This is a genomic window from Mycobacterium sp. IDUB_28 (assembly GCF_055419285.1).
The window spans coordinates 313,202-331,362 of the sequence record NZ_JBVAXK010000006.1 but is presented as its reverse complement, the minus strand read 5'-3'; the positions used below and the strand labels follow the sequence as shown (position 1 = coordinate 331,362).

Below are 18,161 nucleotides of genomic sequence, written 5' to 3'. Positions count from 1 at the left end.
CCGCGGACTCATGCCGCCCGGCGCGTGCACACGCCGGCCATCTCCGTCAACGCGGTCTTGAGCACCGTGTCGATTCCACTGCGGTCCAAGGATTTCAGTGCCGCATCGACACGGGTGGCGATCAGCTCCTCGATCCACTGCACCGCTCCGGTGGAGAAGATCAGACCGCGCCAGTAGTCCACCGCCGCGTCGTCGAGCTGGTCGACGTTCATCAGTTCGCCGAACTCGCGGCGGGTCGGCACGTCGGCCATCTCGTAGGCGGCGACCACCACGCTGGTGGCTTTTCGTTCCAGCAGATCCCCGCCGTTGGGTTTGCCGGTGCTCGCCGGTGATCCGAAGATGCCGAGGATGTCGTCGCGCAGCTGGAATGCTTCACCGACGGCGAAACCGTACTCACCGAGCCTGGTCAGCGTCAGCTCGTCACAGCCGGCCATCGCGGCGCCGATCTCCAGGGGCCTGCGCACCGTGTAGTTGCCGGACTTGCGTCTGGCCACCCCGAGCACCGAGTCGATTTTGGGAAAGTTGCGCATATCCATTGCCAGATCGGCGAATTGGCCGACGGCCAGTTCGGTGCGCATGGCGTCGTAACGGGGCCAGGCCCGCTGCAGATAGTGATGGCCGAGGCCGGAGTCGCGCAGCATCTGCTCCGCCCAGATCAGGCACATATCGCCGAGCAGGGTTGCGGCGGACTCGCCGAAACGCCGCGACGAGCCGGACATGCCGTGCGCCTGATGCCAGTCGGTGAACTGGATGTGCGCCGCGGGCCGTCCGCGCCGGGCGGGGGAATCGTCCATGACGTCGTCCTGCAGCAGCGCGAACGCGTGCAACAACTCCAGGCTCGCGGTGGCCGACAACGCGGCTGCACTGGGTGGTGCGCCGCACAGCCAGCCCAGGTACATGAAGGTCGACCGCAGGCATTTGCCACCCTTGACGAACTCCAACAGGATGTTGCCGGCCACATCGACTCCGCAGTCGCCCAACTCGTCGGCGCAGCGCGCGGACACGAACTCGGCGACCTCGGCGAGCACCTCCTCGCGCAGGCCGGTCCGCCAGGTGTCGAACTGATCGATCGGAGGCAGAGTGGCCGCTCCGGTCAGGCTGGTCCGGGCCAGGCGCACCCGCGGGAATTCACGCACAGCTTGCACCGAAGCCTCCTTGTCAACGTCCGTGAGTCGCTGAACAGAACGGCTCTGATTCACGCTTCGTACCCCCTCGCCGGGAAAACAAACCAGTGGCTGTGCCCAGCCGGCGGTCCGTCCACGCTCGCCTCTGCACTCTCTTCATAGGATTAATCGTTAATTTAGTGAATGATCATCGGACACGCCAGTCGGGTCTGGCCTGCCGGTGGCGATCCGAGTCGGCGGGGCAGGTCGGACGGACGGTGCGGCGTGCTGGATTCGATGTGACCGCCGGTAACCGACGCCGAATGTGATTGCCGGAGTGGGCTGTTCAGTCCTCGGCAGGGTCTGCGTCTGCCGGCGTCGCCACGTGATCCGGGTGGCTGTCGGTGCGCCGACGTTCCTTCATCTCGGCCTCGAACACGTGTCGATTGCCCCCGGTGAGTTGATCCCGGATCGCCTTTTCGGTCTTGTGGAAGCATCGGTAATAGCCGTCGTCGAAGTCCTCGACGACCTGGAAGCTCCACCTGCCCGGCAATATGTTGCGGCCGATCAACTCGCGGCTGATCGCATCGGCCAGCCCGAGGTCTCCGCTTTCTCGCAGCAGTTCCACCGCGGCATCCAGCTGCAGGTCGGCGTGGCCGATGAGCTGGTGGAACGAATACAGGTGGCCGCGGGCCCGCTCGATGGTCTCGAGTGCCTCGGAGACCTTGCCGGCGGCTCGCACCGCGGCGTCGGGAGTGCCCGGCGGACGACGATCACACAAACCCATTACCTGCTCCCCGGGTACGACGGCATGCCATCGACAGTAATAGTCGAAGCGCGATGCGCTGTTTCGCCGTGGCCGACCGGGGAACACCTCGCAGGTGGACATCTCTGATCGCCTCGCCCTGCCCTTCCAGTGGGGAGCGGCACTTCGGCGTCGCAAAGTTTTTCACCCCACCGGCGTGCTGGCCGCCGGCACCCTGCAGCGCGTCGCTCCGGCGAGCCAGGGACTACCGGTTCCGACCTGCGCCGTGGTGGCGAGATTCTCCAAGGCTGTCGGGATGCCGGGAGCGGTTCCCGACGCGATCGGACTCGCGCTGCGCATCCCGCCGCAGGTCGACGCCGGCGGACCGTGGGACGTACTGCTCGTCTCCGCCGGATCCGGTGTGCTGACCCGGGTCATCGGGCTGCATCCGGTGACCTCGTGGTCAGCGCAGACACTGACCAGCCTGATGCCGCTGCGCTACCAAGGCGCGAACTGGTGGCTCAGGGCTCGCATCGTCAGTGACATCGCCGGACGCGGACTGTCACTCGAGGACGTGCGAGACAGCATCCGGAACGGCGGAATTCAGCTGCAACTCGATCAGGCGCGCGGAACCGGAGACTTCGATTCGCTGGGTCGGCTCAGCTTGAACGAACTGGAGCCTGAGTCCGAGGCCGACTTCTCGTTCGACCCGGTGCGTAACAGCGCGCCCGGGGTGGAGTTGTATCCGGGGTGGCTTGCGGGTCTGCGCAAGAGCGCTTATGCGCGCAGCCGCGAGGGCCGCGACGCGGATTGAACCTGATGCGCGAAAGGGGCCCGGCCATAGGACCGGGCCCCTTTGCTCAGCTACGTGCTACTGGTTGGCCTTCTGGCGACCTTCGGCGGCCTTGGCGCCGGCCCGAGCGGACTCGGCGGCCGCTTCCTTCTTGGCGGCCTCGCGCTGCGCGTCGGCCTTGTCCTGCTGGGCCTTGGCCTCTTGGGCCAGCTTCTCGTTACCGAAGACGAGACCGATGACCTGCTTGATCAGGCCCTTGATGCCCTCGACAACGCCACTGACAGCTTCCAGGGGTCCGCTCTTAGCCATGACTACCTCCATATATCGGTTGACTACTACCGGTGCTCGCGCGACTCTGCCGCGTTGAAACAGAGGGTTCCCGCTGCCCTCGCCCAGCAACCACGGCAAACGATGCCGCATAGGTTAGCGGTGCTTATGGCACGTCATCAGCAGGACTGACCTGGCGGCAACGTGATCGACATCTCACCGTCGGCAAAGGGCCGCCGGGCCCCGGTTTCAACATATCGGCACCGGGTACATCCGAGGCGTGAATACGACCTTGCACCGCCTCCGGCGCGGCGAGCAGAAAGTGGTACGTCTGCAGCGGCGGTTGTGGCTGATCCAACTGCTGTTCTGGCCGACGATGATCGTCGGCGCCGTGCTGGCCGTGGCGGCCGCCTGGTCGGTGTGGCAGCGCAAGACCCAGCCCCGCGCGGTGCCGTCTGCTGCGCCGGCGGACCGGCCCGAACAGGGTACGGTTGCGGGCTAACCGGTGCGACCGAGCAGGTGCCGCAGCGCCGGCTCCAGCCCGGGATGGCGGAACGGGTGCTCGGCCCCGACCAGTCGCGCCGGACTCACCCGTTGACTGGCCAGCGCGAGTTCACGCGCGCCCTGGGCGCCCAGCAGTATCCGGGGACCCAGCGGCGGCACCGGCAACACCGCCGGCCGATGCAGGACGCGGGCCAGCGACCGCGTGTACTCCTTGTTCCGAACCGGTTGTGGGGCAACGGCATTCACCGCACCGGACAGGTCCGAATCCCACAGCGCCCGGTGATAGATGTCGATCAGGTCGTCGATCCCGATCCAGGACAGCCACTGCCGACCGTCACCGAGCCGGCCGCCGAGTCCGGCGGTGAACAGCGGCCGCATCAGGTGCAGGGTGCCGCCGCGGGGGGACTGCACGATGCCGGTGCGGACCAGCACCACCCGGGTACCGGCCTGCCGGGCCGGGGACGTCGCGTCCTCCCAGTCGGCGACGACGTCGGCGAGGAACCCGTCGCCGCGCGTGCTGTCCTCGGTCAAGGGCTCGTCGCCCCGGTCAGACCCGTAGAAGCCGATCGCCGAGGCCGAGATCAGCACCCGCGGGCCGTCGGCGGTGCGGGCCACCAGCTCGGCCAGCCGGCGTGTCGGCCCGATTCTGCTGTCGTAGATGGCTTTTCGATGCTTCTCGGTGAACCTGCCGACGATCGAGGCACCCGCCAGGTGGATCACCGCGTCGACCCCGGCGAGCAGTTCCGGGTCCGGCTCATCGGTGTCCCACCGTCGCTCATCCGGACCGTGTGCGCTACCCCGAACCAGTCGGATGACGCGATGGCCACCGGTGCTCAGCAGCGCGGTCAACGCGGTACCCACCAGTCCGGACGCGCCGGTGACGGCGACGGTCGCCGGGGACAGGCCGTGCTCGGCCGCCCGCGTGTGCGCGGCGAGGTCGTCGGCCAACTGGCGGTGCCGGTAGACGAACATCGGGCGCAGCATCGTGGGCGGGACCGGCGTGTCCACCCGGTCGATCACCCGCGTCTGGTTGTCCCCGACCTCCTCGAAATCGTGGGTGTGTCGCCACCGCCGGATCAACCGCGGCGGTAACGAAGCCAGCCCATCGCTGGTCAGCTCGTCCACGAAACGCCTTGGCGGATCGTAGAAGTCGGCTTGATGCTGAGCCAGCCAGCGCAGACCGCCGGGCAAACCCAGCGTGGCGCGCCCGTCGGCGAGTGACTCGGCCTCGGAGATCAACCGCATCGGCGACCAGGGCGGCGAGAGGCGGGCGAAGGCGCCGGGTCGGGAGTGCCAGGCGAACACCTGGTCGCGGGGCGCGTTGACGACGCTCGAGAAAGTGAGGCCCATCTCACGACGCTACCTGCGATCCCACAGGTGTGTCGGTGCGGTTTGAGGGAACAGGACCCTGCATGGATGTACTCGGCGGTGTGCGGAACCTGGTCGACACCGCCATGGACCGGTCGGTGGTCGCGGGCTACACCCGGGTGGGGTACCGGGTCCGCAATCTCGACTGGGCGGACGACCCGCCGGCGCTGGCGCTGCGGGGCCGGACCGCGGTGGTCACCGGGGCGAATCGCGGCATCGGCAAGGCGATCGCGTCCGGGCTGGCACAGTTGGGCGCTGAAGTCCTGTTGACCGTGCGGGACCGGGAGAGGGGCGAGCAGGCCCGTGCCGAGCTCGTCGAGGCCAATCCCGATGCCGACATCACTGTCGTGGTGTGCGACGTGTCCGACCTGACGGCGGTGCGGGCCTTTGCCGCCGGGCTGGCCGGCCGCCGCCGGCTGGATGTGCTGGTGCACAACGCCGGGGTGTTGCCCGAGACGCGCACCGAGTCGGCGGACGGGCACGAGCTGACTTTGGCCACCCACGTCCTGGGTCCGGTGTTGCTGACCGAATGTCTGAGTCCACTGCTGGCCGAGTCCGCCGATCCGCGGGTCATTCTGATGTCGTCCGGCGGGATGTACACCCAGCCGCTGGCTGTCGACGATCCCGAGTACCGCCGCGGCAGATACCGTGGCGCCATCGCGTATGCCCGCACCAAGCGGATGCAGGTGGCGCTGACCCCGGTGCTGGCCCGCCGGTGGGCCGGAATCCGTTGCTATGCAATGCATCCCGGCTGGGCGGACACGCCCGGTGTGGCGGCGGCGCTGCCCGGGTTCCGGCGGGTCACCGGTCCGCTGCTGCGCTCACCCGAGGAGGGCGCCGACACCGCGGTGTGGCTGGCCGCGACCCGGCCCGCACCGCCGACCGGCCGCTTCTGGCATGACCGGCGGGTGCGCCCGCAGCACTATCTGCTGTCCACGCGCCACAGCCAAGACGCCCGGGAACGGTTGTGGCGCTACTGTGCCGATGCGATCGGACTGCAGTAGGGCACTGACCCGCCGTCAGCGATCCGGCAGGGCGTGCTCGGCGATGGGCAGCCGCGGCTGTGGTTGCCGCTCACCGCGTTTGGCCGCCAGATACACCTGAGCGGTCTGCTCGGCCACTGTCTGCCAGTCGAAGTCGGAGGTCAGGCGCTCGCGGGCGGCGCTTGCGCGGCGCTGCGCGGCCGCGGGATCGTCGAGCACGGTGCGCACCGCCCCGGCCAGCCCGGGGAGGTCGCGGGGTGCGAACGAGACCCCGGTGACGCCGTCGATCACCGCTTCGCCCAGGCCGCCGATGTTCGACGTCACCAGCGGCGCGCCCGCCGCGGCGGCTTCGAGCGCGGCCAGCCCGAACGGCTCGTAGTGGCTGGGCAACACCGCCGCGTCGGCGCGGTGCAGCAATTGCAGTAACTCGTCGTGCTCGCAGTGCCCGACGAATCGGGTTGCCTTGCGCACCTTGTGTTTCCGTGCCTGCTCGATGAGCCAGTCCTGCTGGGTGCCGGTGCCTGCGACCGTCAACGTGGTGCCCGGATGGGTACGCCTGATCCGCGGCAGCGCGGCGATGGCGTCGTGCACGCCCTTCTCGTATTCCAGCCGTCCGACGTAGAGCAGTTCGGCGGGTCCGGTCCGGGGGCGCCGCGCGGCGAACGGCCAACGCGCCGCGTCGATCCCGTTGGGGATCACCGTCGTCTCTGCCAGGCCGGGACCGAAGAGCTCGGTGATCTCGTCGCGCATCGAGGCCGAACACGTGATGAGCGAATCGGATTCGCGAACCAGCCAGGACTCCACGGCGTGCACCTGACGGCTGATGGCGCCGCTCACCCAGCCGGAATGCCGACCCGCCTCGGTCGCGTGCATCGTGGAAACTATTGGCACGTCGTAGAACTGGGCGAGCGCAATGGACGGGTGGGCCACCAGCCAGTCGTGTGCGTGCACCACGTCGGGGCGCCAGGGGCGGTCGCTGCCCGGTCTGGTGAGGGGCAAGCCGGCGCGGATCATGGCGTGGCCCATCGCCAGCGTCCAGGCCATCATGTCGGTACTGAAGCTGAATTCGTGCGGGTCGTGCGCGGCCGCGATCACCCGGACGCCTTCGCTGATCTCGTCGGACGACGGATGGGTGCTGGGGTCGGTACCGGTGGGGCGCCGGGACAGCACCACGACGTCGTGACCCGCGGCGGCCAGCGCCGTCGCGAGGTGGTGCACGTGCCGGCCCAGCCCGCCGATCACCACCGGCGGGTACTCCCACGAGACCATCAGGATCTTCATGCGCAACCGCCGTCCGGCCTCGAGCGCCCCCGAATTGCCGTCTGCAGCGGCGTGTCGCCGCACAGATGAGGCCGCTCGCGGCACGGACGGCAACTCATTGGGGGAGCCTACGGGCATCCAGCGCACCGAAGAGTCCGTCCGCCCGGTTCCACCCGTCGGCCAGGCGCGTTGCGGCATCGCGCCGGCCGGATGCCAGTGCCCCGGCGATCTCGCGGGTGGCATGCGCATGCAGGTGCGCGCGGTAGCGGGCGTAGTCGGCGGCGGAGTCCTTGCTGACCATGAACGGCCAGTCGCTCGACACCGTCAACAGCGTCTCGCGCAGGATCTGGTCGGCGACGTGGTCCCGGGGGATAGGTCCGTCCAGCGACGCCGTCTGGGCCAGCGCCTTGTCCACGGTGGCCAGCGCGGTGTCGACGACTTCAGCGTTGAGCTGGACCAGATCGGCCACCTTCTCGCCGTTCCACACCTGCCAGTCCTTGCCGGAACCCCAAGAGCTGGGCGGTAATTCGACCGGGCCGCCGACGAAGCCCGCGTCGATCGCGTCGTGCAGCGTGCCCACCCGGATGCCGGCGGCCGGCAACGCCCGAAGCACCCGCGCCAGCCAGGTCGGTCCTTCGTGCCACCAGTGGCCGAACAGTTCGGTATCGAACGCCGCGACCACGTGGGCCGGCCGGCCGATCCGCTCGGATTCGGACGACAACCGATTGCGCACCACCTCGACGAAGTCGGCGACATGCACGTCGACCGCATGGTCGGCGCGCTCCGGGTCGTAGGGCGCTTTGCCTTCCGAGGACACGTTGCGGCCGGTGACCCGGGCGGGCTTGAGGCCGGTGAGGTGGTCGTAGGTGTGGAAGTCGCGGTAGGCGGCGTGCCCGGGGTAGCCGGACTTCGGCGACCACACCCGGTAGCTGACCTGCAGGTCCCGCCCGAAGGCGATGACATCGGTGTCGGCGACGGGCCGGCCCAGCGCGGTGTCGCCGTGCAGCGACGGGCCGTCGACCATGAAGTGGCTGACCCCGGCGCCCGCGTAGTCGTGTTCCAGGCCGGGAGCGTAGGCGCATTCCGGCGCCCAGATTCCCGTCGGGGCACGTCCCAGCCGAAGCCGAGCGTCGGCCAGGCCTTCGCGCAGCGCGAACTCGCGCAGCCGCGGTGCCAGCAGCGGCTGGAACGGGTGGGCCAGCGGGCCGCCGAGCAGCTCCACCGTGCCGGCGTCGACGAGACCGCGCAGCAACGGGCTGCCGCCGTGCCGCCACCGGGTCGCGAATTCCTCAAGAGCCGCGCCGGCCTCGGCCGACTCACGAATCCCAAAGGCGCGCAAGGCTTCCGGTGTGCAGGACTGATAGTTGGCCGATTTCGACGCCGGAATGGTCCGCACGCTGGCGGCTTCGGCCGCGCGCAGCTGCCAGTTCGCCAGCCAGTGGTACACCCCGTCCAGGCAGTACGGATCGTCGAGCTGGGCGTTGACCACCGGCGTCATGCCCAGCGTGATCAGTCCGCGGCGGTCCTCCTCGGCCAGCGTGCGCAGCACCCGGAACAGCGGCAGGTAGGCCGCCGACCACGACTGGTAGAGCCATTCCTCGCCGACCGGCCAGCGGCCGTGATGGGCCAGCCAGGGCAGGTGGGTGTGCAGCACCAGGGTGAACATGCCGGGCACCGGCGGTGGGGAGGAGGTCAACGGCGCACCGCGATTGCCACGAGGTCCAGGCTGGCGTCGATGTCGTGAGATGCGGCGCCGGCCTCGACGAGGTCGAAGTCGGCGGTGGTGACGGCCGCGACGTCGGCCATCAGTTCGGGCGACCAGGGGGAGTCCCTGACCGCCCGGTCGATCTGCGCGTCGATGATGGACCCGCCGTGCCGGGCATCCATCTCCTGCAACCGCGGACCATGAAAGATCCCGTACTGGCCGACCTCACCGAAGCCGCCGTCCTGCAGCAGGTCGGTGAGCTCATCGGCGTTGAGCTCGCGGGTGTGGAACGGGTTGATCGGGGTGTCGCGGCCGGGGGAGAAGGTGATCCGATTCGGGGTCGAGATCAGCAACAGCCCGGACGGCCGCAGGACCCGCGCACACTCGCGAATGAACTGGCCCTGGTCCCACAGATGCTCGATGACCTGGAAGTTCACCACCACGTCCACCGACTCATCCGGCAGCGGCAACTCGGTGAGGTTGGCCTGCAGCACTTCGACCCGGGGGTATCGGCTGCGCACGTGCGCCACCGCGGCCTCGTCGTAGTCCACCGCGACCACCCGGCGGGCCGACCCCGCGATCAGGTCCGCGCCGTAACCCTCGCCGCAACCGGCCTCCAGCACGTCCTTGCCCGCGCAGCGCGGCGCCAGGCGCTCATAGACCACCTCGTGACGGCGGAACCAGTAGTTCTCGATGTCCAGGTCGGGGATGGTGCGCTCCCCGGTCAGCATCATGACCGGATCGCTCGCGGGCGGACTCCCGGCGGGAAGGTGGGGGACGAATGCGCTCATTGCTAAGGCAGGCTAATGCCTGGCACCCGATTCGCGAACCGGACAGTGGATCCAGCCGAAAGAACGTGCACTACGACCCGCTATGGTGTGAGAGCGGACCGCACAAAGTTACCCACTAGTAACATGCGCTGTGCGGTTGCGGAACACGTGACCCAGGTCTTGCAGCGTCGCTGCCGGACGCCTTCGAGGAGGACGAACCCCACTCATGACGAACATCGTGGTCCTGATCAAGCAGGTCCCAGACACCTGGTCGGAGCGCAAGCTGTCCGACGGCGACTACACGCTGGACCGCGACGCCGCCGACGCAGTCCTGGACGAGATCAACGAACGCGCCGTGGAAGAAGCCCTGCAGATCCGCGAGCGCGAGGGCGGCGAAGGCTCGGTGACCGTGCTGACCGCCGGCCCGGAGCGCGCGACCGAAGCGATCCGCAAAGCCCTGTCGATGGGCGCCGACAAGGCCGTTCACCTCAAGGACGACGGCCTCAAGGGTTCCTGCGTGGTGCAGACAGCATGGGCGCTGGCCCGCGCACTGGGCACCATCGAGGGCACCGAGCTGGTCATCGCCGGCAACGAGGCCACCGACGGCTCGGGCGGCGCGGTGCCCGCCATCATCGCCGAGTACCTGGGCCTGCCGCAGCTCACCCACGTGCGGAAACTCGCCGTCGAGGGCGACAAGGTGACGGCCGAGCGCGAGACCGACGACGGCGTCTTCGCCCTGGAAGCCACCCTGCCGGCGGTGGTCAGCGTGAACGAGAAGATCAACGAGCCGCGCTTCCCGTCCTTCAAGGGCATCATGGCCGCCAAGAAGAAGGAAGTCACCGTGCTCACGCTCGCCGAGATCGGCGTCGAGCCCGACGAGGTGGGCCTGGAGAACGCCGGTTCGACGGTCACGTCGTCCACCCCGAAGCCACCGAAGACCGCCGGTGAGAAAGTCACCGACGAGGGCGAGGGCGGCAACGACATCGTCAAGTACCTGGTCGGTCAAAAGATCATCTGACGCAACTCCACGAAACGAGAGAGCGAAAATTCATGGCTGAAGTATTGGTGCTTGTCGAGCAAGCCGAGGGTGCGCTGAAGAAGGTCACCTCCGAGTTGATCACCGCAGCGCGCGCATTGGGCGAACCGGCCGCCGTCGTCATCGGTGCGCCGGGCACGGCCGAGCCGCTCATCGACGGATTGAAGTCCGCCGGTGCGGAGAAGATCTACGTCGCCGAGTCCGAGGTGGTGGACAACTACCTGATCACGCCGTACGTGGACGTGCTGGCGTCGCTGGCCGAGTCGTCGCAACCGGCCGCGGTACTGGTTTCCTCCAACGCCGACGGCAAAGAGATCGCCGGTCGGCTCGCGGCCCGCATCGGGTCGGGCCTGCTGGTCGACGTGGTCGGCGTGCAGGAGGGCGGCAAAGGCGTGCACTCCATCTTCGGTGGGGCCTACACGGTCGAGTCGCAGGTCAACGGCGACACCCCGGTGATCTCGGTCCGGGCCGGCGCCATCGACGCCGAGCCGTCCGACGGCGCCGGTGAGGTGGTCAATGTGGACGTGCCCGAGCCGGCCGAGAACGCGACGAAGATCACCTCGCGGGAGCCTGCGGTAGCCGGTGACCGGCCGGAGCTCACCGAGGCCACCGTCGTGGTGTCCGGCGGCCGTGGCGTCGGCAGCGAGGAGAACTTCAAGGTCGTCGAGGAACTGGCCGACTCGCTCGGCGCCGCGGTGGGTGCCTCGCGCGCCGCGGTCGACTCCGGCTACTACCCGGGCCAGTTCCAGGTCGGCCAGACCGGCAAGACGGTGTCGCCGCAGCTGTACATCGCCCTGGGCATCTCGGGAGCGATCCAGCACCGGGCCGGCATGCAGACGTCCAAGACCATCGTCGCGGTCAACAAGGACGAAGAAGCGCCGATCTTCGAGATCGCCGACTACGGCGTGGTCGGCGACCTGTTCAAGGTGGCCCCGCAGCTGACCGAGGGAATCAAGGCCCGCAAGGGTTAACACTCCCCTGCGCGAGCAGACGCAGAATCGCCCCGGAACATCCTTTCCGGGGCGATTCTGCGTCTGTTCGTCATCTGACGTGCACCGACCCGTCAGCACGCCGATGCCGATTAGCTGAACGGCTACGCCACGTTGTTGGCATGAGTATCGCTTCTGTCCTCATACCCAGTGAAAAACAACGTGGTCGGGCGGCTTCGACCAGGGCGGGGTCGGCCGCCGGCCCGCACTACTCCCTTTTGCTGTCCACCGATCCCAGCCTCATCGAAGCGGCACAACGGTTGCGTTACGACGTGTTCAGCAGCACCCCGGGCTTCTCGCTACCCGCGGCCTGCGACGGCCGCGACAGTGACCGGTTCGACGAATTCTGCGACCACCTCCTGGTGCGCGACGACGACACCGGCGAACTGGTGGGTTGCTACCGGATGTTGCCACCGGCCGGTGCCATCGCCGCCGGCGGCCTGTACACCGCAACGGAATTCGATGTCCGCGCCTTCGATGCACTGCGTCCGTCGCTGGTCGAGATGGGCCGCGCGGCGGTGCGCGACGGGCACCGCAACGGCGGCGTGGTGCTGCTGATGTGGGCGGGGATTCTGGCCTATCTGGATCGCTGTGACTACGACCACGTCACCGGCTGCGTATCGGTGCCGATCGACACCGACGGCGAGGCGCCCGGCAGCCAGCTTCGCGGCGTGCGTGACTTCGTGCTCGCCCGGCACGCCGCGCAGTACCGGGTTCGGCCGTACCGGCCGGTGCGCATCGACGGCAAAGGGCTCGGCGAGATCACACCGCCGGCCCGCCCGGCGATCCCGGCGCTGATGCGGGGCTACCTGCGCCTGGGCGCCCGGGTCTGCGGCGAGCCCGCCCACGACCCGGACTTCGGCGTCGGGGATTTCTGCGTACTGCTGGGCAAAAAGGACGCCGACACCCGCTATCTCAAACGGCTGCGGTCGGTTTCGGCTGTCGCGCAACTGGGCGCGGGGGCCGGCCGGTGACCCAGCTCGCCCCGGCCGGGCACTCCTGGTTGCCCCGCGCATCGTGCGACGCAAGCTGTGTACGTTCGGGTGCTTCCGTTGCGCCACAGTCGATTCGGGTTCGTCTGCGGGTCGCGCTGCGGATCGCGTTGTTGCTGTTGCTGGCGCCGGGCCTGCCGTTGCTGGGCGTGCCGCTACCCGGTCGCACGCATCTGCAGCGCGCCTACTGCCGACTTGCATTGCGCGTCCTCGGCGTGCGAATCACGGTGTCGGGCAGCCCCATCCGAAATCTACGGGGCGTTCTGGTGGTCAGTAGCCACGTGTCCTGGCTGGACATTTTCGCCATCGGTGCGGTGCTGCCCGGCTCGTTCGTGGCCCGGGCCGACATGTTCAGCGGGCCCGCGACCGGCATCGTGGCCCGCATCCTGCAGATCATCCCCATCGAACGGACCAGTCTGCGACGGCTGCCCGGCGTGGTGGACGCCGTGGCGCGCCGGCTGCGGGCCGGTCACACGGTGGTGGCCTTCCCGGAGGGCACCACGTGGTGCGGTCTGGCTTACGGGAGCTTCTACCCGGCGATGTTCCAGGCCGCGATCGACGCCGCCCGTCCGGTGCAGCCGCTGCGGCTGACCTATCACGACATCGACGGCAGCGTGTCGACCGCGCCGGCCTTCGTCGGGAGCGACACCCTGCTGCGATCGGTCTACCGGGTGGTTCAGGTGCGCCGCACGATCGCCAGGGTGCGGGTGGAATCCCTGCAACTGCCGGGTGCGGACCGGCGGGCACTGGCCCGACGGTGCCAGTCCGCGGTACGGGGACCCACCGAGACCGTCGGTCAGGGTCACGGATACGCGCTGACGGCGTAGTCGCATGGACAATGGGGCGATGGTGCTGAGTCGTTGGCCGCAGCCCGATCCTGCGGGACCCGGACAGGAATCGGTGTGGGACTATCCGCGGCCGCCGCGGCTGGACGTTTTCACCGGCTCGATAACCATCGAACTGGGTGGTCAGACCATCGCCAGGGTAACCCGTTCGTGGCGGGTGTTGGAGACCAGTCACCCGCCGACGTACTACCTGCCCCGCGAGGCCTTCGTCGAAGGCGCGCTACATCCGGCCCCCGGGGCGTCCTGGTGCGAATGGAAGGGCCGGGCCAGCTACTTCGACCTGGTGACCGCCCAACGGCAGGCACCGGGCGCGGCATGGACCTACGAGCGGCCGACAGCGCCGTTCGCCGCGATCGCGCACGCGATCGCGGTGCTGGCGGCCCGGGTGGACCGGTGCACGGTGGACGGCGAGGAGGTGACTCCGCAACCCGGCGGCTTCTACGGTGGCTGGATCACCAGCCGGATTGCCGGTCCGTTCAAGGGAATTGCGGGATCGAGCGGTTGGTAGCCGCGCAGCGGGGAAACCCCTGCAGATGCTCAGTGTGCACCGAACCATATCCGCGTCGCGCGAGGCGGCCTGGCAGCTCCTGGTCGATCTGGACGCATGGCCCAAATGGGGGCCTTCGATCAGCGGCGCCGAACTGGACCCGCTGTACTCCGAGCTCGCGCTGGGAGCAGCGGGTGTGGTTCAGACATCGCTGCTGGTGCGAGTGCCGTTCCTGGTCACCGAGTTCCAGCCGGGCAGATTCTGGGCGTGGAAGGTCGCCGGTATCCCCGCGACGTCACACCGCGTCGACCCGACCGAGGGCGGAGCGCGGGTCACATTCAGCGCGCCGTGGTGGGCGTCGGCGTACCTGACGGTGTGTGCGCTGGCGCTGCATCGCATCGAAAAGTTGCTACTGGCCGCCAATTAAGGTGGGCGATTGCCCATTCCACGCTGCTGGGCCAGTACTTCGTCGAGATCCTTGAGCCGGCCCAGGCCGGCCAGCGGCTGCTTCATCCGGTGGTTGCCCTGCAGCGCTTCGCTATTCCGGGACAGGAAGGACCAATACCCGGCAGTGAACGGGCAGGCGTCGTCGCCGACGCGGACACCGGGACGATACCGGCAGCCACCGCAATAGTCGCTCATCCGGTTGATGTATGCCCCGCCCGCGGCGTACGGCTTGGTCGCCATCAACCCGCCGTCCGCGTGCAATGACATGCCAACGACATTGGCGACCATCACCCAGTCGTAGCCGTCGACGAAACAACGGTGAAACCAGTCGGTGACCGCACTCGGGTGCCAACCCCGTTGCAGCGCATAGTTGGACAGCACCATCAGCCTCGGGATGTGGTGCACCCAGCCGTGGTCGCGGACCTGGGCCAGTACGTCCCTGAGGCAGTGCGCTTCGACGGCGTCGGCGTCCAATTCGGCGAACCAGTCCGGGAGAGCGGCGTGGGCATGTAATGCGTTGCGGCGGCGGTAATTTCGGCCGAAATGCCAATAGACGTGCCAGATGTAGTCGCGCCAGCCGATGAGTTGGCGGATGTAACCCTCCACGCTTGCCAACGGCGCAGTGCCGTCCCGGTAGGCGTCCTCGGCGGCATAGGCGCACTGCAGCGGATCCAGCAGGCCCAGGTTCATCGGGGCCGAGAGCAGGCTGTGCGCCATGAAACGGTCACCGGCGAGCATGGCGTCTTCGTGCGGACCGAAGTGCGGCAACCGATCCCGGAGGAACACCTCGAGCGACTGCTGGGCTTCGGTTGCGGTGACGGCGAATTCGCGGGGGCCGTCGGATCCGACGAACGCGACCTCGCCGTCGCGTTCCCAGCGGTCCAGATCCGCGCGGACCTGTTCGTCGATCTCGTCCTCGTCGGGCCGCCACGGGGCGGGCACCCCCAGGGCTGGTTCGTTCTTCGGCGCGGGCTCCCGATTGTCGGCATCGAAGTTCCATCGACCGGTGACCGGTTCGTCGCCGTCCATCAGCAGATCGAACCGGCGGCGCGCGCTGCGGTAGAAGTTCTCCAGCCGCAGCGTGCGCTGGCCGCCCGCCCACCGTTCGAACTGGTCGCCGGTGGTGCAGAAGCCGCGGGCCGGCAACACCTCGACCGACGGCAGCGAACGCACGAATCGGTCCGCGGCCCACGACGTGGGCTGGCACACGCTGAGCGGGCCGTCAACCTGTGCGAGGGCTTCACGGTAGGTGCGGGTCTGCAGGAACACGGCCTGCCCGCCGAGTTCGGCGGCGCGATGCCGTAGCGCGGAGAGCACCAGATGGGCCTTGCGGCGATGGAAACGCCGTCGTTCGAACACCGCCCTGGACTCGATCAGCAGCGCGAGCTGATCGGGTCTGTCGAGGAAGTGCGGGCCGAGTTGGTCGGCAAAACACCAGCGCCGGGTTTCCCGGGCGCCGTCAGCCTCGGATCGGTCGGTCACGGAAGTTCGGGTTGCGCGGGCGGGGCTGGGCTGGGCACTTCTTCACCCTACGGCCGGCTGCGGCCGCTGCGGCCTGCGTCGTCGCCCGGACAGGCCGGTATCGTAAGCCGGGTCATGGTCTACCTCGATCACGCCGCCACCACCCCGATGCACCCCGCCGCCATCGAGGCGATGACGGCCGTCCTGGGCACCGTCGGCAACGCCGCGTCGCTGCACACCGCGGGCCGGGCGGCGCGCCGCCGGGTCGAAGAGTCCCGTGAGCTGGTTGCCGACAAGCTGGGCGCGCGTCCCTCCGAAGTGTTGTTCACCGCCGGCGGGACCGAAAGCGACAACCTGGCCGTCAAGGGGATCTTCTGGGCCCGCCGCGACGCGGAGCCGGGCCGGCGGCGCATCATCACCACCGAGGTCGAACACCACGCGGTGCTGGACTCGGTGAACTGGCTGGCCGAGCACGAAGGCGCCGAAGTGAGCTGGCTGCCGACCGCGCCCGACGGCTCGGTGTCCGCCGCCGATCTGCGCGCGGAGCTAGAGACCCACGAAGACGTGGCGCTGGTATCGGTGATGTGGGCCAACAACGAGGTCGGCACGGTCATGCCGGTCGCCGAGCTGGCCGCGGTCGCCGCCGAATTCGGCGTTCCCATGCACAGCGACGCTGTCCAGGCCGTCGGCCAGTTGCCGGTCGATTTCGCGGCCAGCGGCTTGTCGGCGATGAGCGTGGCCGCGCACAAGTTCGCCGGCCCGCCGGGGATGGGTGCGCTGCTGCTGCGGCGCGACGTCAGTTGTGTGCCGCAATTGCATGGCGGCGGTCAAGAGCGCGATATCCGTTCCGGCACACCGGATGTCGCGGGGGCGGTCGGAATGGCCACCGCCGCCCGCCTCGCCGTGGACGGACTGCAAGTCAATAGCGCGAGGCTGCGCGCATTGCGCGATCGCCTGGTGGCGGGTGTGCTCGCCGAGATCGACGACGTCCACCTCAACGGCGCCCTCGATCCGCTGCGACTGCCGGGCAACGCGCACTTCACCTTTCGCGGGTGTGAAGGCGACGCATTGCTGATGCTGTTGGACGCCAACGGAATCGAATGCTCGACGGGGTCGGCCTGCACGGCCGGTGTCGCGCAGCCCTCGCACGTGTTGCTCGCGATGGGCGCCGATCCGGCCAGTGCCCGTGGGTCGTTGCGACTGTCGTTGGGGCACAGCAGCGTCGACGCTGACGTCGATGCCGCGCTGCAGGTGCTGCCCGCCGCGGTGGCGCGGGCGCGCCGGGCGGCTTTGGCCGCAGCGGGGCTTTCGTAATGAAGGTCCTCGCCGCAATGAGCGGTGGCGTCGACTCCTCGGTCGCCGCCGCCCGCATGGTCGATGCCGGACATGACGTCGTGGGCGTGCATCTGGCGCTGTCAACCGCGCCGGGCGCCCTGCGCACCGGATCCCGGGGCTGCTGTTCCAAGGAAGACGCCGCCGATGCGCGCCGGGTGGCCGATGTACTCGGAATACCGTTCTACGTCTGGGATTTCGCCGAGAAGTTCCAGGCGGATGTGATCGACGATTTCGTGGCGTCCTACGCCCGCGGGGAAACTCCGAATCCCTGCGTGCGGTGCAATCAGCAGATCAAGTTCTCGGCACTGTCGGCGCGTGCATTGGCACTCGGCTTCGACACGGTTGTCACCGGGCATTACGCGCGACTCGCCGACGGCCGACTGTGCCGCGCTGTCGACCGTGCCAAGGACCAGTCCTATGTGCTGGCCGTGCTCAGTGCCGCGCAATTGCGGCACGCGGCGTTTCCGATCGGCGACACCCCCAAGGCGCAGATCCGCGCCGAGGCATCGCGCCGTGGCCTGGCCGTCGCCGACAAACCGGACAGTCACGACATCTGTTTCATCCCGTCCGGCAACACCCAGGCGTTCCTGGGCGCCCGGATCGGCGTCCGTCCGGGCAGCGTGGTGGACCAGCACGGGACCGTAGTGGCCGAGCACGACGGCGTGCACGGGTTCACCATCGGGCAGCGCAAGGGGCTGGGCATCGCCGGACCCGGCCCGGACGGCCGGCCGCGGTATGTGACGGCCATCGACGCCGACACCGCGACGGTGCACGTCGGCAACGTGGCCGACCTCGACGTGCTGGCAGTGACCGGCCGGGAGCCGGTCTTCACCGGCGGCCACCCGCCGTCCGGCCCGATCGAGTGCGAGGTCCAGGTCCGGGCACACGGTGAAATCACCAGTGCGGTAGCAGAATTGGTGGACGACGAACTCGTCGTGCAGTTGCGTGCCCCGTTGCGCGGGGTGGCGCGCGGGCAGACCCTGGTGCTTTACCGTCCCGACCCCGACGGCGACGAGGTGATCGGCAGCGCGACTATCGCGGCTACGTCCCGGGGGTCGTGATCGGGCGGCC

At 68.8% G+C, this 18,161-nt stretch carries 19 protein-coding genes; 11 read left to right on the top strand and 8 right to left on the bottom strand.

Translation table 11 applies throughout. The features are described from left to right. Positions 1–8: 8 nt before the first annotated feature. Both ACZYZ9_RS15470 and ACZYZ9_RS15465 read right to left on the bottom strand, forming a co-directional pair. Complete coding sequence (locus ACZYZ9_RS15470) at positions 9–1,145, bottom strand: polyprenyl synthetase family protein (RefSeq protein WP_463827118.1); 1,137 nt, start codon at positions 1,143–1,145, stop codon at positions 9–11. A gap of 304 nt (positions 1,146–1,449) precedes the next feature. Continuing rightward, positions 1,450–1,890 carry a hypothetical protein gene (locus tag ACZYZ9_RS15465; RefSeq protein WP_463827117.1) on the bottom strand — a complete coding sequence of 147 codons (441 nt, stop codon included), beginning with the start codon at positions 1,888–1,890 and terminating at the stop codon, positions 1,450–1,452. A gap of 94 nt (positions 1,891–1,984) precedes the next feature. Between ACZYZ9_RS15465 and ACZYZ9_RS15460 the strand changes: the two genes are divergently transcribed. After that, positions 1,985–2,662, top strand: coding sequence for a phosphodiesterase (locus ACZYZ9_RS15460; protein WP_463827116.1), 678 nt, complete (start codon positions 1,985–1,987; stop codon positions 2,660–2,662). A 57-nt stretch (positions 2,663–2,719) separates the two neighbouring features. Here ACZYZ9_RS15460 and mbp1 read toward each other — a convergent pair whose 3' ends face one another. Continuing rightward, positions 2,720–2,950, bottom strand: a complete 231-nt coding sequence (gene mbp1 / locus ACZYZ9_RS15455) for a microaggregate-binding protein 1 (RefSeq protein WP_463827115.1) — start codon at positions 2,948–2,950, stop codon at positions 2,720–2,722. Between the two features lie 238 nt (positions 2,951–3,188). Between mbp1 and ACZYZ9_RS15450 the strand changes: the two genes are divergently transcribed. Beyond that, positions 3,189–3,410, top strand: coding sequence for a hypothetical protein (locus tag ACZYZ9_RS15450; protein ID WP_463827114.1), 222 nt, complete (start codon positions 3,189–3,191; stop codon positions 3,408–3,410). On the opposite strand, the gene ACZYZ9_RS15445 is transcribed toward ACZYZ9_RS15450, so the two are convergent. Then, on the bottom strand, positions 3,407–4,762 hold the full coding sequence (locus ACZYZ9_RS15445) for a TIGR01777 family oxidoreductase (RefSeq protein ID WP_463827113.1): 1,356 nt from the start codon (positions 4,760–4,762) through the stop codon (positions 3,407–3,409). The genes ACZYZ9_RS15450 and ACZYZ9_RS15445 overlap by 4 nt on opposite strands. 62 nt (positions 4,763–4,824) lie before the next feature. On the opposite strand from ACZYZ9_RS15445, the gene ACZYZ9_RS15440 reads away from it, so the two are divergent. Continuing rightward, positions 4,825–5,784, top strand: coding sequence for an SDR family NAD(P)-dependent oxidoreductase (locus ACZYZ9_RS15440; RefSeq protein WP_463827112.1), 960 nt, complete (start codon positions 4,825–4,827; stop codon positions 5,782–5,784). Positions 5,785–5,799: 15 nt separating this feature from the next. Here ACZYZ9_RS15440 and ACZYZ9_RS15435 read toward each other — a convergent pair whose 3' ends face one another. From ACZYZ9_RS15435 to ACZYZ9_RS15425, 3 genes are all read right to left on the bottom strand, one after another. Then, a complete protein-coding gene (locus ACZYZ9_RS15435) occupies positions 5,800–7,044 on the bottom strand; it encodes a glycosyltransferase family 4 protein (protein WP_463827111.1) in 1,245 nt (414 codons plus the stop codon). Between the two features lie 94 nt (positions 7,045–7,138). After that, on the bottom strand, positions 7,139–8,689 hold the full coding sequence (locus ACZYZ9_RS15430; protein WP_463827190.1) for a 1,4-alpha-glucan branching protein domain-containing protein: 1,551 nt from the start codon (positions 8,687–8,689) through the stop codon (positions 7,139–7,141). Between the two features lie 26 nt (positions 8,690–8,715). Then, positions 8,716–9,519: a class I SAM-dependent methyltransferase gene (locus ACZYZ9_RS15425; RefSeq protein ID WP_463827110.1), complete on the bottom strand. Its 804-nt coding sequence runs from the start codon at positions 9,517–9,519 to the stop codon at positions 8,716–8,718. 205 nt (positions 9,520–9,724) lie between these two features. On the opposite strand from ACZYZ9_RS15425, the gene ACZYZ9_RS15420 reads away from it, so the two are divergent. The 6 genes from ACZYZ9_RS15420 (at position 9,725) to ACZYZ9_RS15395 (ending at position 14,274) form a co-directional block, all read left to right on the top strand. Further along, positions 9,725–10,516, top strand: coding sequence for an electron transfer flavoprotein subunit beta/FixA family protein (locus tag ACZYZ9_RS15420; protein ID WP_463827109.1), 792 nt, complete (start codon positions 9,725–9,727; stop codon positions 10,514–10,516). A gap of 32 nt (positions 10,517–10,548) precedes the next feature. Further along, entirely contained in the window at positions 10,549–11,505 is a 957-nt protein-coding gene (locus ACZYZ9_RS15415) for an electron transfer flavoprotein subunit alpha/FixB family protein (RefSeq protein ID WP_463827108.1), read from the top strand. 140 nt (positions 11,506–11,645) lie between these two features. After that, a complete protein-coding gene (locus ACZYZ9_RS15410) occupies positions 11,646–12,497 on the top strand; it encodes a GNAT family N-acetyltransferase (protein WP_463827107.1) in 852 nt (283 codons plus the stop codon). After that, positions 12,494–13,342, top strand: a complete 849-nt coding sequence (locus ACZYZ9_RS15405; RefSeq protein WP_463827106.1) for a lysophospholipid acyltransferase family protein — start codon at positions 12,494–12,496, stop codon at positions 13,340–13,342. Before ACZYZ9_RS15410 ends, ACZYZ9_RS15405 begins: the two co-directional genes overlap by 4 nt. A 19-nt stretch (positions 13,343–13,361) precedes the next feature. Beyond that, positions 13,362–13,868, top strand: coding sequence for a DUF427 domain-containing protein (locus ACZYZ9_RS15400; RefSeq protein ID WP_463827105.1), 507 nt, complete (start codon positions 13,362–13,364; stop codon positions 13,866–13,868). 25 nt (positions 13,869–13,893) lie between these two features. Further along, positions 13,894–14,274: an SRPBCC family protein gene (locus ACZYZ9_RS15395; RefSeq protein ID WP_463827104.1), complete on the top strand. Its 381-nt coding sequence runs from the start codon at positions 13,894–13,896 to the stop codon at positions 14,272–14,274. On the opposite strand, the gene ACZYZ9_RS15390 is transcribed toward ACZYZ9_RS15395, so the two are convergent. Beyond that, entirely contained in the window at positions 14,271–15,776 is a 1,506-nt protein-coding gene (locus tag ACZYZ9_RS15390; protein ID WP_463827103.1) for a cryptochrome/photolyase family protein, read from the bottom strand. The two genes, ACZYZ9_RS15395 and ACZYZ9_RS15390, sit on opposite strands and share 4 nt — an antisense overlap. 114 nt (positions 15,777–15,890) lie before the next feature. Between ACZYZ9_RS15390 and ACZYZ9_RS15385 the strand changes: the two genes are divergently transcribed. Both ACZYZ9_RS15385 and mnmA read left to right on the top strand, forming a co-directional pair. Beyond that, a complete protein-coding gene (locus ACZYZ9_RS15385) occupies positions 15,891–17,069 on the top strand; it encodes a cysteine desulfurase family protein (protein WP_463827102.1) in 1,179 nt (392 codons plus the stop codon). Continuing rightward, entirely contained in the window at positions 17,069–18,151 is a 1,083-nt protein-coding gene (gene mnmA / locus ACZYZ9_RS15380; protein WP_463827101.1) for a tRNA 2-thiouridine(34) synthase MnmA, read from the top strand. The genes ACZYZ9_RS15385 and mnmA overlap by 1 nt, the downstream gene beginning before the upstream one ends. The last annotated feature ends 10 nt before the right edge of the window (positions 18,152–18,161 follow it).